The following is a 14,190-nucleotide window of genomic DNA, read 5'->3' on the forward strand; positions in this document are numbered from 1 at the left end:
GGGTGCCCGTCACCCTGTACGGGTGCGAGTGCGGGGGCCCGTCGTCCCGTACGGATACGGGCACCCCTCACGCGTGCGAGGACCGCCGTCACGGCCGGGCCGGCTCCGTCGCCACGCCCATGATCTGGCCGGCCGTGCGGGTCGGGGTCAGCCCGAGCCGCCACGCCTGCCAGCCGTCCTCCAGGGCCACACCCCGCTCCAGGACCACCGCGAACGCCGCCGCGGACTGCTCCAGCTTGCCGTCCCGCGCCGGGTGCCGGGCCTCGATCAGCTCGGCCAGCTCCTGCTGCGCCACCACCGTGCCCACCTCGCTGCCCCCGGGCGAGGCGTACGGCAGCAGCGTGCAGCGCAGGAACCGGGCCCAGTCGCCGCCCCGCGCGTCCCCGTACGAGGCGAACAGCTCCGCCGCCTCGCCGCACAGCTCCAGCGCCTGCGGCGCCCGCCCGTTGCCCGCGTCGATCAACGCCAGCTCCACGCACGCCCACGCCTGACCGTACGGCACCCTGATCCGCCGGAAATCGGCCCGCGCGTCCATCAGCAGCTGCCGGGCGAACCCCGAATTGCGCAGGTTGCCCGTCTGTGCGGCCCGCTGGTCCCGCGTCACCCGGCCCGAATGGTGCCGGGCGCACGCCAGCCCGTACACGTCCCGCATCCGGGAGAACATCGTCCGGGACCGTTCCAGCTCGCGGACCGCCTGATCGGTGTCCCCGGCCTCCTCCAGCGCCTGACCCAGGTAGTACAGGGTCCACGCCTCACCGCGCGCGTCCTCGTTGTCCCGGTGCCGGGCCAGGGCGTCGCGCAACTGCTCCAGCGCGGCCGCCGGATCGCCGTCCAGCAGCCGGGCGCGGGCCAGCTGGGTGATCGCCCACGCCTCGCCGCGTCCGTCGCGGGTACGCCCGTACAGCTCCAGGGCCGCGCTCAACGCCTCCTCGGCCGCCGCCACCTCACCCGTCCGCAGCCGCACCTGCCCCAGCTGGAACCGCGTCCACGCCTCGCCGTGCAGCGACTCGCCCTCCCGGTGCAGGCGCAGCGCGTCGTCCAGCAGCGTGAGCGCCCTCGCCAGATCGCCCCGGTCGCGTTCCACGGCGGCCAGGGCGTGCAGGGTCCAGGCCCGGTCCTCGGCCTGCGCCTCGGAGGACTGCAGGGCCAGCGCCTCGCCCAGCCGGGCCGCCGCCTCGGTCAGATTGCCCTGGTGGTGCAGGGTGATGCCGAGCGAGCAGAGGGCCAGCGCCTCGCCCGCGTCGTTCCGCGCCTCGTGATAGAGGCCGACGACGGAGGACAGGGTGGTGCGGGCCTTGTCCAGCTCGCCGAGCTGCCGGGCCGCGATGCCCGTGCGCCACTGCACCGAACGGCCCAGCAGCCCCTGGTCCACCGCCTGTGTCAGCTCGCTGATCTCGCCCAGGCGGTACAGGTCGCCGCGCAGCAGGCAGTAGTCGCACAGCGCGCCCAGCAGATGCAGCACGGTGGCCTGGTCGACGCCCTCCGTGTGCCGCAGCGCCGCCGTGATGAAGCTCGACTCGTCGTCCAGCCAGCGCAGCGCCGCATCCAGCGAACCGAAGCCGTGCGAACCGAACTGCCCGGCGCGGGTCGACATCTTCCCGTCGACCATCCGGATCACCGCGTCGGCCAGCTCCGCGTAGTTCGTCAGCAGCCGCTCCTGCGCCGCCGCCCGCTCGGCCGCCTCCTCCTCGTCCAGCAGCCGGGCCAGCGCGAAGGCCCGCACCAGGTCGTGCAGCCGGTAGCGCGATCCCCGTACGCGGGTGAGCAGCCCGGCCCGCGCCAGCACGGTCAGCAGCCGCTCCGCCTCCTGCTCGTCCGCCGCGAGCAGCGAGGCCGCCGCCGCCGCGCCGAGACTGGCCCGGCCCGCCAGCGCGAGCCGCCGCAGCAGCCGCCGGGCCTGCTCGCCCTGGTCCGTGTAGCGCAGCCACAGCGCCCGCTCCACCGGGGCCACCGGCCCGTACGCGCCTGGGGGTGGCCCTGCCGATCCGGCCGGGCCCGCGTGCCCTGGCACCGCACCTCGCGGCGTTGTCGTCGGTCGCCGATGCTCCGCGTCGACTCCCTCCTCCGCCTTGCGACGCACGGCACCAGGCCCCGCTCCCTGATCCGGCCTGACCGGCAGGGCCGCCCCCAGATCCTCGGCCAGCGTGTGGCGGCTGCGGGCCCCGAGCGCGGAACCGGCCACCCGCAGCGCCAGCGGCAGCCCGCCGCACAGCTCCACGACGGCGTCCGTGGACGGATAGTCGTAGGGCCCGGTCTCCTTCTCCTCGGCGACCTCGCGCAGCAGCTCCTCCGCGCCCGCCGCGTCCAGCGGGCCGACCGGCAGCTGGTGCACCCGGGCGGGCAGGTCCCCGGGCAGCTCCAGCGGCTCCCGGGCGGTGACGATCACCAGGCTGTCCGAGCGCTCCGGCACCAGGGTGCGGACCTGCTCGGCGTCCGTCGCGTCGTCGAGCACGATGGTGACCGGCGTCCCCGTGAGGTGCTGGTGGTACAGCTCGCCGAGCCGTCGCACCTGCTGCTCGGCCGACGCCCCCTCGCGGAACAGCAACTGCTCGCGCGGCGCGCCCAGCCGGTTCAGCAGATGCAGCAGGGCGTCCCGGGTCGGCAGCGGGCTCTCCCCGGCCACCTGGCCGCGCAGATCGACCACGCAGGCGCCCCGGAACTGGTCCTTGAGCGCATGGGCGGCCCGCACCGCGAGCGCGGTACGCCCCGACCCCGGCTCACCGTGCAGCACGACGACGGTCGGCCGGGTCAGGGTGGAGGCGCGGGCCGCGTGCACCCACTGGGCGATCCGCGCCAGCTCGGCCCGCCGCCCGGCGAACGGCCCCTCCGCCTGCGGGAGATGACCGAAGGACTGCTCCAGCACCACCCGGGTGCGGGCTGCCGCGCTGCGGTCGCCGCCGCGCAACTGGAGCCCCGCCGCGGCGACCTGCTTCTTCGGGGCGCGGGCGGATCGGGTCAGCATGCGCTGCTGGTCCAGGTACGGGCGGATGCCCCGTACCTCAAGGGCGGTCAGCCACTGGAGCCGCAACTGCTCGGCCCCGCCCGGCTGTCCGGCGGCACCCGCGCGGCGGTGGGCGGCCGGCCAGTGCGAGGCGGTCGCCTTCACCACGGTCGTCGCCGCGCCGGCCACCGCGACGACCGCGCCCGCGCCGAACGCCAGACCGGTGTCCGCGCCGAGCGCCAGGTCGGCGCCGAACGCGGCGGCCGCCGCGACTCCCGTCACCAGCAGGGGCGTTGCGAGTGCCGCTCTGCTGAAGCGCTCCGCGAGCGGGCGTTCTCCCGCCGCCAGGGAGTCGAGCGCCCGCGTGTACGCGGCGTACTCCTCGCCCGCACCGGCGGCCATGGTGTCGAGCGCCGCCCGCGCCCGCGACATCAGCGCCCCGGCGTCGGCCCGCCCGCCGGTGCGCCGCGCCTCCTCCTCCACGGCGCGTACCAACAGCCTCTCGGCTTCCGCCCGATGGCTGTCCCGCATAGGTGTCCCCCTCCGAGAGCCGCGCTCCGGACCTCGGGTTCCGGAACGTCGGATACCAAGCGTCGGATACCAAGCGCCGGATATCGAGCGCCGGATATCGAGCGTGGGGGTCAAGTCTCCTGCGTGGCGCTCCCCGGCGCGAGGGGTACCGGGCAAGGGGAGGGCCAAGGCGTGGGCGGGCGGCTCACCCGGCCAGGTCGCCGCCGCCCGGCACCACCAGCCCGAAGGCAGCCCGTACGTCCCGTTCCTCACGGGCCCCGTCCTCCGTGCCGATCGCCCCCACGCGCTGCTCGAATTCCTGCGCGGTGGATGCCTTCGCGGCGGAGCCCATCACGGCCGAGAGCTTCTCCAGCCGGTCCGCCAACGCGGCGACCGGGCCCCGCGCCGTCGCCGGGAAGCCGCGCTCGGCGCGGAGCGACCGGGCCGACTCGCCTGTGCCCGCGGCCATCCGCCCGGCCCAGGCCGTGGCGCCGTCGAGGTCGCTCCGCAGATCGTCGGCGGGCCGGCTGACCCGGGCCTCACCGGCCGGCCGCATCGCCGTCAGATACGCCAGCTGGACGTCGTCCCAGTCGGCCGGGTCCTGCCGCAGCGACTTCTCCAGTGACCCGGAGGCGGAGCCGATCCAGCACAGCACCGTACGGTTGCCGCTCGCCCAGCCGACCCTGTCCGGGTGGTAGTAGTACGACCGGACCCGGGGGAGGGCCGTGGTGTCGAGTGCGAAGTCGTGCAGCAGGGGAGCGCAGCCCTTATGGGTCCCGGCCACGATCGCCTCGGTTCCGGGGAACGTCTCGCCCCGCAGCTCGAACGACCCGTAGACCTGGCCCCGATGGGCCTCGTCGCACGGAACGACCTTCGCCGACGTGCTCCTCAGCCGGTCCCCGCCGGGCTCGGGCAGGCCGTCGGCCGGGGTGAAGCAGTCGTCCTCGCGCAGGTCGAACAGCGATGCCGACGTCGGCTCCCGGGGGCCGAAGACCTCGCCGTCCTCCACCGTCCAGGCGCTGAACCGCACCCCGCCGATCACCAGCAGCAGCGCGGTCAGCGCGACCACCGCCCCGCCCACGGCCGTCCCGGCGACGGCGAGCCCCTTGCCCCGCTTGCCGTTCCGGGGGATCCGCACCAGCGCGACGATCCCGAGGACCAGCCCCACCGGCGCGAGGCAGACGAGCAGCGACAGGACGAGCGAGGCGACGGCGAGCCCGCTGAGCGGCGGCTTCGGGGCAGCCGGCTGCCAGGGACCGTACGGGCCCGCCGCAGGAGGCCCGGCAGGCCCGGGGGAGCCGGGCGGTATGGGGGGCGGCGGAGGCGGTGGCACGGTCATGGGCCTGGGCCCTTTCGTATGAGGTGATCAGCGCGGGAGGCCGCGGGGGGCCGGGGGCCCGCACGGTAGCACCGCCCGCTCCCGCACTCCTGCCTGCCCACCCCCTGCCACCTGCCCGTTCACGGCATCAGAGCGCCGGTCTCAAGCCCATGCCCGGGGTGTCACCGGTGTCCCCGCCGGGGCTGCCGGACGCGGGGCCGCCGCTGCGGATGACGCGTGGTGAGGCCCCGAGTTCGCGGCGGCAGGTCTTGTTGAAGGCCTGGAGGTCGGGGATGCCGACCGAGGCGGCGACGGCGGGGATGGAGAGCGTGGTGGCCCGCAGGAAGTGGCGTGCGCGTTCCATCCGGCGGGAGCGGATGTAGCCGACGACGGTTTCGCCGGTGGCGGCGCGGAAGAGCCGGGTGAGGTGGTTGTGGGAGACGCCGGACGCCCTGGCGATGTCCGGCACGGTAAGGGACTCCGTGAGCCGCGCCTCGATCAGTGCCTTGGCGGCCGCCACCGCCGGATGAACGGTGCGGGCGCTCTGCTCCCGCAGGGGAGCGAGCCGGGCGATCCGCCACAGGGCGGCCCACACCTCGGCGGTGGCGCGGGCCGGAGTGTTCGGCCAGGCGGCCAGCGCCTGCCGCAACTGCGCGGTGAGCGCTCCCTGTTCGCGTCCCGTGTACTGGATCACGGGAATGCTGTGGGGTTTTCTCGCCGAGCCGAGGCGGAGGTGGGCGTAGAGGTGCTCGGAGCGGCCCCGGTAGCGGTACCGCACCTCGGTTCCGGGCGGCACGAGGCTTACCCGTCCGGGGCGGATCGCGTGCTCGGTGCCGTCGACCGTCAAGTCGGCCTCGTAACCGTACAGATGGAGCTGCCACAGGTCCGGCAGCGAGAACACGTCCACCTGTCCGGCCGGACCGTGTACGCCGATGCCGAGGGCGGCGAGAGCGGGAGGCTCGTCGAGCGGGGCGAGGGCCGTCAGCATGTCACGTGTTCTACCACGGCGGCCGGTGAAAACGGACCAGTGGAGGGTGAACGGGACCCACGCGGTGCGCGGCGGCCGGGCCTGGCGTGGCCGTCATGGAGAACAGACGGAAACTGCTGAATTCGGTGGAGATGGCGCGGTTCGTGGCGCGCGGGGCGCTGCGGCTCGACGCGGTGGTCCCGGCGGAGATGAACGCCGAGGGCCTGGCCGTACTGGCGGACGGCGTGCCGTCGGTGCCGTACGGGACGCCGCTGTCCGACGCGTACACGAAGGGCTCCTTCGTCCGCAGGCTGCTCGAACTGCCCCAGGTGGCAGGGGCCCTGCGCAGCCTGGTCGGCCCGGAGCCGTGGGTGGACCACCACTTCGTGCACATCCGCGAGCCGCACGGCGGCGTCGCGCAGGCGCTGCACGGGGACGCCATCATCGATGTCCGGCCGGACGCCTTCGACGTCCAGTTGATGTACTACCCGCAGGCCGTGACGCTGGAGATGGGCGGAACGCTCGTCGTGCCCGGCAGCCATCTGCGGCGGATCAACGAATCGGACACCGGCCGCTACCAGAACCTGCGAGGCCAGGACCGGTTGGTCTGCCCGGCCGGCACCGTGGTGTTTCTGCACCACGGCATCTGGCACGGGGGCCGTCGCAACGACAGCGACACCCTCCGCTACATGTTCAAGATCCGCTTCAATCCCCGGGTGCGTCAGCGACGTCTGTGGGACACCGCGGATCTCCACGATCCGCGGGTGGCCGCGGAGCTCGACGTGATGTTCCCGTGGTACGAGGGGGCGACCGGCCGGTTGGAGCGGTACAACCGCATCCTGCTGTGGCGGGAGCTGACGGGCGACGACGGCTTCGACCTCGACCACTGGGTGACCAGGGTCTCCAACCGCCCGAAGGGGATCGTGGCATGACGACCGAAGCGACGCCGCCCGCACGGGCGGACACCCCGGCCGCCGCCCCGGTGCTGCGGCAGCAGGTGCTCGTGCTGTACCTGGACGGCTCGGCACTGGACTCCCGTGTCGTCGGCTGGTCGCGCTACGACGGCACCGGCCGCACCTCGCCCACCACGGGCGACAGCGACGAGCCGCCGTACGCGTCGGGGGTGGCCGCGCTCCGGGACGGCTGGCGGCTGTTCCAGGCTGCCCAGCTGATCCCGCCGTACCCGGGTCATGAGTACGACGTCTCCTTCCTCAAGCACGAGTTCTTCTTCGAACGGCTGGTCGACGTGCGGGAGTAGTCCGGTGCCGTCCTCGCCGGGGGCGAACTCGATTCCGAGGGCGCGGTGGCCCCGGCCCCGGCGCGGGCGCGGGCGCGGGCGTGGGCGCGGGCAGGCGGCGGGCGGCGGGCGGCCCCGGCGATCGACGGGGCCGCGTGCACATGCATCGAAGCGCTTGGACGCCCTGGAGGTGTCATGGGGCGTTTCGGACGCGGTGCGCGCACGAACAAATCCGAAGTTCCCTGGAGCAGGAGTAGTTGACACCGTCACGGGTCCGTGTCAGCGTCGAAGCGCTTCGATAACGCATCGCACCGCTCAGCCTGCAAGGGGTTGTCCACGTGAGTTCCCTGTCCGCGCCCGTGCCCGCGCCCGATCGGCCGCCATTCCGTGATCCCGCGCTACCGCTGCGGCAGCGCGTCGACGACCTGCTCGAACGGCTCACGCCCGACGAGCGGATTGCCATGCTCCACCAGTACGCGCCGGACATCCCGCGCCTCGGCATCGGCCCCTTCCGCACCGGCAGTGAGGCGCTGCACGGCGTCTCCTGGCTGGGTGAGGCGACGGTCTTCCCGCAGGCCGTCGGCCTCGGCGCCACCTGGGACGAGGACGTGGTGCGCCAGGTCGCCGAGGCGACCTCGATCGAACTGCGCGCCTTCCACCGCCACCGCACGTCGGTGATCGCCCCCGACCGCGCCCCCATCAGCCTTCAGGCCTGGGCGCCCGTCCTCAACCTGCTGCGCGACCCGCGCTGGGGGCGCAACGAGGAGGGCTACTCCGAGGACCCGGCGCACACCGCCCGCCTCGGCGAGGCCTTCTGCCGTGGTCTGTCCGGCGACGACCCGACGTATCTGCGTGCGGCCCCGGTGCTCAAGCACTTCCTCGCCTACAACAACGAGGACGACCGCTGCACGACCTCCTCCGGGCTCCGCCCGCGCGTGCTGCACGAATACGACCTCGCCGCCTTCCGCCCCGTCGTCGCCTCGGGCGCCGCGACCGGTGCCATGGCCGCGTACAACCTGGTCAACGGCCGTCCCTGCCACGTGAGTCCGCTCATCGGGACGGAACTCCGCCGCTGGGCGGAGCCGACCGGCCACGAGCTGTTCGTGGTGAGCGACGCCGAGGCCCCGACGAACCTGGTCGACCCCGAGCACTACTTCGACGACCACGTCGAGTCCCACGCGGCGGCCCTCAAGGCCGGCATCGACAGTTTCACCGACCACGGCGAGGACAGCGGGACGCCGATCGGCAGGCTGCGCGAGGCGCTGGACCGCGGCCTGATCGACGAGGCCGACGTGAACCGCGCGGTCCGGCGGCAGCTGGAACTCCGCTTCCGGCTCGGCGAGTTCGATCCTGAGCTCGACCCCTACGCCGGGATCGGCCCCGAGGTGATCGACTGCTCCGAGCACCGCGCCCTGGCGAGGCGCGCCGCGACCGAGTCGGTGGTGCTGCTCAAGAACGACGGCATGCTGCCGCTCGACCCCGCCCGGACCCGGCGGATCGCCGTCCTCGGTCCACTGGCCGGCCTGCTGTGCGAGGACTGGTACAGCGGCACCCTGCCCTACCAGGTCAGCATCGCCGACGGGCTCGGCGCCGAACTCGGCCTCCACGGCGGCCAGGTGATCCGGGCGGACGGCTCCGACCGGATCGCGCTGCACTCACGCACCACCGACGAACTCCTGGGCAAGACCCCGTTCGACGTCGTCGACTGGGGCCGCGGCGTGCTGACGCTGCGCGCCGCCGACACCGGCCGCTACCTGAGCCTCAAGGACGACACCTCACTGGCCGCGGACCAGGAAATCGTCAAGACCTGGGACGTCCACGAGACCTTCCGCCTGGAACCGGCGGGCGACGGCGACATGCTGCTGCGCTCCGTACTCACCGGACGCTACGCCGCCGTGGACCCGGTGGACGGCCGGGTGACCGTCACCGCCGAGAACCCGGACGCCGCCGAGCGCTGGCACCGGGAGCTGCTGCGCGACGGCGCGGCCGAGGCGCGGGCGGCCGCCGAAACCGCCGACGCGGCGATCGTCGTCCTCGGCAACCACCCGATGATCAACGGCCGGGAGACCGAGGACCGGGCGGGCACCGAACTGCCCGAGCCGCAGGAGGCGCTGCTGCGCACGGTCGCGGCCGTGCGCCCGGAGACCGCCCTCGTGGTGATGAGCAGCTACCCGTTCGCCGTCGACTGGGCCGACGACCACCTGCCCGCCGTGATGTGGACGTCCCACGCCGGGCAGGAGACCGGCCACGCCCTCGCCGCCGTTCTGCTCGGGAAGGACGAGCCCGCGGGCCGCCTGCCGCAGACCTGGTACCGGGGTGACGATCCGCTGCCCGACCCGCTCGACTACGACATCATCAAGGCCGGCTGGACCTACCAGTACCACCGGGCCGCGCCGCTCTACCCCTTCGGCCACGGCCTGTCCTACACCGACTTCGCCTACCGTGACCTGCGGCTTTCGCAGTCGTCGATCGCCCAGGACGGCACGGTCGACGTCACGGTGACCGTCGCCGGGACCGGGTCGCGGCCCGGCAAGGAAGTGGTCCAGCTCTACGTCCGGGCCCTGGGCGCGCGCTACGAGGCCCCCCGGCGGAGCCTCGCCGACTTCCGCAAGATCAGCCTCGATCCGGGCGAGAGCCGAGAGCTGACGTTCCGGCTGCCGGCCGAACGGCTCGCTCACTGGGACGTCGCCGCCGGCGCCTTCACCGTCGACCCGGGAGCATACGAGATCACCGTCGCCCGCTCCGCCGAGCACCCGGTCCTCACCGCGCCGCTCACGGTGACCGGACCGGCCCCCGCACCCCGCGTGGTCGTCGGACGCCGGACCCTGGCAGCGGACTTCGACGACCACGCGGACTCCACCCTCGTCGACGCCACCCGCGTCAGCGGCGATGCCGTCACGCCGACCGATCCGGCGCGGTCCGCGACCCTTCTCTTCCGCGACACCGATCTCTCCGGAGCGGTACGCGTGGAGGTCGAGACCGCCCGCGAGGGTGAGGGACCACGGGAAGCGCGGCTGGAACTGCACGCGGGTGAGCTGCTCCTCGCCGAGATCGGCGTGCCGGTCACCGGCGACCGGTACACCTGGACGACGATCACGGCCGGGCTCCTCGCTCCGGTGGCCGGCGTGCACGATCTGCGCCTGACCCTGCACGGGGACTTCCGCCTCGCCGCCTTCCGCTTCGGCGCGTCCGCCAGGTCCGACTGAGGGGCCCATCCGGCCGGCGGCCCGTTCGAGGGGGGCGGGCCGCCACCCCGGGCGGGTGCCGGGTGCCGGGTGCCGAGTGCCCTGGTGTCACCACCCGAACCCGCTCCCCCCTTCCCCCATCCCCTCTCGCCTCACCCCGCTACGACCACCAGAGGAAGCCGCATGCCGCTGACAGACTTCGGACTCGACGAACTCGGAGATTACCGGCCGAAGCTGACCGCACCCCACGACTTCGACGCGTTCTGGACGCGGACCCTCGCCGAAGCCCGTTCGCGGGGCGGGGCCGTGACGGCCGGGCGGGTGACCTCCCAGCACCTGCTGCGCACCGTCGAGACCGACGACGTCCGCTTCCCCGGCTGGAACGGCGAACCGGTGGCCGCCTGGCTGCTGCGCCCGCGCGGCGCCGACGGCCCGCTGCCGGTCGTCGTCACCTACATCGGGTACAACGGCGGCCGCGGCGTGCCCACCGAGCACCTGCTCTGGTCCGCCGCGGGCTACGCCCAGCTCGTCGTCGACAGCCGGGGGCAGGGCCACGACACCCCGGACCGGAGCGAGGGCGGCGGCACCCAGTGGGCCCAGGGCTTCATGACGCGCGGCATCGACTCGCCCGACCACTACTACTACCGGCGTCTGATCACCGACTGCGTGCGTGCCGTGGACGCGGTCGGTGAGCTGCCCGGCCTCGATACCGACCGGGTCGTGGTGGCCGGCGGCAGCCAGGGCGGGGGCCTGGCCCTCGCGGTCGCCGCGCTGGCCGGGGACCGCGTGGCGGCGGTGCTGCCGGACGTGCCGTACCTGTGCCACCTGCGCCGCGCCGTGCAGATCAGCGGGGAAGGCCCGTACCAGGAGATCGTCCAGTACCTGCGCCGGCACAGCCGCCACCGGGTGGAGTCGACGTTCAACACCCTCGACTACTTCGACGGTGTGCACTTCGCCCAACGAGCCCTGGTTCCGGCGCTGTTCAGCGTGGGTCTCATGGATCCGGTCTGCCCGCCCTCCACGGTCTACGCCGCCTTCAACCACTACGCGGGCCACGACCGCACCATGACCGTGTGGCCGTTCGCCGACCACGGCGGCGGTTACGGCTCCAACCCGCGCGTCCAACTCGAATGGCTGCGCGAGCGCGGCCTGTCGCCGGAGCTCTGACCGCGATGCCGCGCGGCCGTGACCCGCGCTTCGGCCCGGTCCCCATCGACTACGACACCCTGACCCGAAGGCCCGAGGACAGCTGCCGCTGGTACCGGGGACTGATCACCGCGCACCGCGCGCGTACGGAGGAAACCACCCGATGAAGTTCACCGACGGGTACTGGCTGATGCGCCCCGGCCGCACCGCACGCTACGCCACCGAGGTCGCGGACATCCGGGCCGACGAACACCGGATGACGCTCTACGCGCCGGTGAAGCACGTGCGCCGCCGCGGTGACACGCTCAACAGCCCGTTGCTCACCGTCGAGTGCTGGTCGCCGGCCGAGGGTGTGATCGGGGTGCGCACCACCCACCACGCCGGTTCGGTACGGCCGGGGTCGGAGTTCGCGCTGCCCGGCGCGGAGCAGGGTGCCGGGAAGGTGCGGCAGGACGGAACCGTCGCCGAGCTCAGCGCCGGTGACCTGACGCTGCGGGTGGACACGTCCGGGCCCTGGCGCCTTGAGTTCACCGCCGACGGGCGGATCCTGACCACCGCGGGCGAGCGCGGCACGGCCTTCGTCACCGATGACGAGGACCGGCACTTTGTGCTCGGGCAACTCTCCTTGGATGTCGGCGAGTTGGTCTACGGGCTCGGAGAGCGGTTCACCCCGTTCGTCAGGAACGGCCAGACGGTGGACATCTGGCAGGCCGACGGCGGCACCAGCAGCGAACAGGCCTACAAGAACATCCCCTTCCACCTGACCAACAAGGGCTACGGCGTCTTCGTCAACCACCCGGGGAAGGTCAGCTACGAGGTCGGCACCGAGGCGGTCGGCCAGGTCCAGTTCAGCGTCGAGTACCAGTCGCTGGAGTACTTCATCGTCTACGGCCCCACCCCGAAACGGATCCTGGAGCGCTACACCGCGCTCACCGGCCGCCCCGCCCTGCCCCCGGCCTGGGCGCTCGGACTCTGGCTGACGACCTCCTTCACCACCGACTACGACGAGGCCACCGTCAACCGCTTCGTCGGCGGAATGGCCGACCGCGGCATCCCCCTGAGCGTGTTCCACCTCGACTGCTTCTGGATGCGCGAGTACCAGTGGTGCGACTTCGAGTGGGACGCCGACACCTTCCCCGACCCGGTCGGGATGCTGACCCGGCTCAAGGAACGGGGGCTGCGGATCAGCGCGTGGATCAACCCCTACATCGCGCAGAAGTCGGCCATGTTCGAGGAGGGCATGCGCGAGGGGTATCTCGTGCGGCGCCCCGACGGGAGCGTATGGCAGTGGGACCTGTGGCAGCCCGGCATGGCACTGGTCGACTTCACCAATCCTGCCGCACAGGAGTGGTACATCGCCAAGCTGCGCTCCCTGCTCGACCAGGGGGTCGACTGCTTCAAGACCGACTTCGGCGAGCGCATTCCCACCGACGTGGTCTGGCACGACGGTTCCGATCCGGAGCGGATGCACAACTACTACACCCACCTGTACAACCGGGCCGTCTTCGAGTTGCTGCGGGAGGTGCGCGGGGAGGGTGAGGCACTGCTCTTCGCCCGCTCCGCCACCGCGGGCGGCCAGCAGTACCCGGTGCACTGGGGCGGCGACTGCGAGTCGCACTTCAACGCGATGGCGGAGTCGCTGCGCGGCGGACTCTCCCTCGGCCTGTCCGGCTTCGGTTTCTGGAGCCACGACATCGGCGGCTTCGAGGGCACCCCGACCCCCACCGTGTTCAAGCGCTGGGTGCAGTTCGGGCTGCTCTCCTCACACAGCCGTCTGCACGGCAGCAAGTCCTACCGTGTCCCGTGGGACTACGGGGAGGAGGCCGTCGAGGTCACCCGGGCGTTCACCCTGCTCAAGCACCGCCTCGCCCCCTACCTCCAGCGCGCCGCCCAGCAGGCGCACGCCACCGGCATCCCGGTCATGCGGGCCATGGTCCTGGAGTTCCCCGACGACCCCGCCGTCGGCACGCTGGACCGGCAGTACATGCTCGGCGACGACCTGCTCGTCGCCCCCGTCTTCACCGACGACGGCACGGCCGAGTACTACGTGCCCGAAGGGCCGTGGACGAACGTCCTGACCGGTGCCAGGATCGACGGTCCCCGCTGGGTCCGCGAGCAGCACGACTTCCACACCCTGCCGCTGCTCGCCCGACCCGACTCGGTCATCCCGCTCGGCGCCGACGACCAGCACCCCGTCTCCGACTGGCCGGACGGCGTCGAGCTGCGGGTGCACGCCTTCGCCGACGGCGCCGAGCGGACCCTCGTGATCCCGTGCACCGACGGGCCCGGCGAGGCGGCCCGCTTCCACCTGCACCGCCGGGGCGACCGCCTCCAGGTGACCACCGACAGCCGGCACCCGTGGCGACTGCGGCTCGGCGGCCCGGACGGAACCGTCCACAGCCACCCCGCCGGGACCCTGGAGGCGGACGTTCCGTACGCCGACTGCTGATGGGGTCGATGCGGTGCTGCGCGGTGCGGACGCTGTGCCGCGCCGCGCCGCGCCGTGCCGTGGTGCGCTGCGCGGTGCCGTACGGAGTGGGTGCTGTGCGCGCCGGAGAGCAGTCGACACGCTTCGCGAAGGGCAGCCGTGGATCGCGGATGAGCGGTGGTGTGTGCGGCATGTGCGTGGATATCCGGGATCTCCCTGAGAGGGATCAGCGAGGAGCTTCGAAGCGCTTCGAGTCTCGTCCTCCATCAGGGTGAGTATCGAGAGATCAACATCGCTGTATCAAGCAGGACATACGGAGAGCTGCCTCCTGTGCCTCACAGGAATCTTGGATCCGACCCTTGTGCGCCTTTGAACGTTCACTTAATCTCACAGCAACATTGAAGCGCTTCGACTGTGTATCGCGTCACGGCGGTGGATGTCCGCTTCAGCTCAGCTCA

9 protein-coding genes are annotated in these 14,190 nt (G+C 72.9%); 6 read left to right on the forward strand and 3 right to left on the reverse strand.

All coding sequences use genetic code 11. The features are described 5' to 3' along the window. Nucleotides 1-88: 88 nt before the first annotated feature. The 3 genes from ACGF2Y_RS31145 to ACGF2Y_RS31155 all read right to left on the reverse strand — a co-directional run bounded on the left by ACGF2Y_RS31145 (nt 89) and on the right by ACGF2Y_RS31155 (nt 5,757). Complete coding sequence (locus ACGF2Y_RS31145; protein WP_392954415.1) at nt 89-3,472, reverse strand: tetratricopeptide repeat protein; 3,384 nt, start codon at nt 3,470-3,472, stop codon at nt 89-91. A gap of 184 nt (nt 3,473-3,656) precedes the next feature. Then, on the reverse strand, nt 3,657-4,790 hold the full coding sequence (locus ACGF2Y_RS31150; RefSeq protein ID WP_392954417.1) for a DUF4190 domain-containing protein: 1,134 nt from the start codon (nt 4,788-4,790) through the stop codon (nt 3,657-3,659). 127 nt (nt 4,791-4,917) lie between these two features. After that, on the reverse strand, nt 4,918-5,757 hold the full coding sequence (locus ACGF2Y_RS31155; protein ID WP_392954419.1) for a helix-turn-helix transcriptional regulator: 840 nt from the start codon (nt 5,755-5,757) through the stop codon (nt 4,918-4,920). A gap of 95 nt (nt 5,758-5,852) precedes the next feature. On the opposite strand from ACGF2Y_RS31155, the gene ACGF2Y_RS31160 reads away from it, so the two are divergent. The 6 genes from ACGF2Y_RS31160 to yicI all read left to right on the forward strand — a co-directional run bounded on the left by ACGF2Y_RS31160 (nt 5,853) and on the right by yicI (nt 13,753). Beyond that, nucleotides 5,853-6,668 carry a phytanoyl-CoA dioxygenase family protein gene (locus tag ACGF2Y_RS31160; RefSeq protein ID WP_392954421.1) on the forward strand — a complete coding sequence of 272 codons (816 nt, stop codon included), beginning with the start codon at nt 5,853-5,855 and terminating at the stop codon, nt 6,666-6,668. Next, nucleotides 6,665-6,994 carry a hypothetical protein gene (locus ACGF2Y_RS31165; RefSeq protein ID WP_392954423.1) on the forward strand — a complete coding sequence of 110 codons (330 nt, stop codon included), beginning with the start codon at nt 6,665-6,667 and terminating at the stop codon, nt 6,992-6,994. Before ACGF2Y_RS31160 ends, ACGF2Y_RS31165 begins: the two co-directional genes overlap by 4 nt. A gap of 317 nt (nt 6,995-7,311) precedes the next feature. Further along, nucleotides 7,312-10,179: a glycoside hydrolase family 3 C-terminal domain-containing protein gene (locus ACGF2Y_RS31170; protein WP_392954425.1), complete on the forward strand. Its 2,868-nt coding sequence runs from the start codon at nt 7,312-7,314 to the stop codon at nt 10,177-10,179. A gap of 162 nt (nt 10,180-10,341) precedes the next feature. After that, nucleotides 10,342-11,325, forward strand: a complete 984-nt coding sequence (locus ACGF2Y_RS31175; RefSeq protein WP_392954427.1) for an acetylxylan esterase — start codon at nt 10,342-10,344, stop codon at nt 11,323-11,325. A gap of 5 nt (nt 11,326-11,330) precedes the next feature. Next, the gene (locus tag ACGF2Y_RS31180) at nt 11,331-11,471 is read left to right on the forward strand and encodes a hypothetical protein (protein WP_392954429.1); all 141 of its coding nucleotides are present in this window, start codon (nt 11,331-11,333) and stop codon (nt 11,469-11,471) included. Then, on the forward strand, nt 11,468-13,753 hold the full coding sequence (gene yicI, locus ACGF2Y_RS31185; RefSeq protein ID WP_392954431.1) for an alpha-xylosidase: 2,286 nt from the start codon (nt 11,468-11,470) through the stop codon (nt 13,751-13,753). The genes ACGF2Y_RS31180 and yicI overlap by 4 nt, the downstream gene beginning before the upstream one ends. Nucleotides 13,754-14,190: the final 437 nt, after the last annotated feature.

The organism is Streptomyces sp. NPDC048142 (assembly GCF_043202835.1).
Lineage (GTDB): Bacteria > Actinomycetota > Actinomycetes > Streptomycetales > Streptomycetaceae > Streptomyces.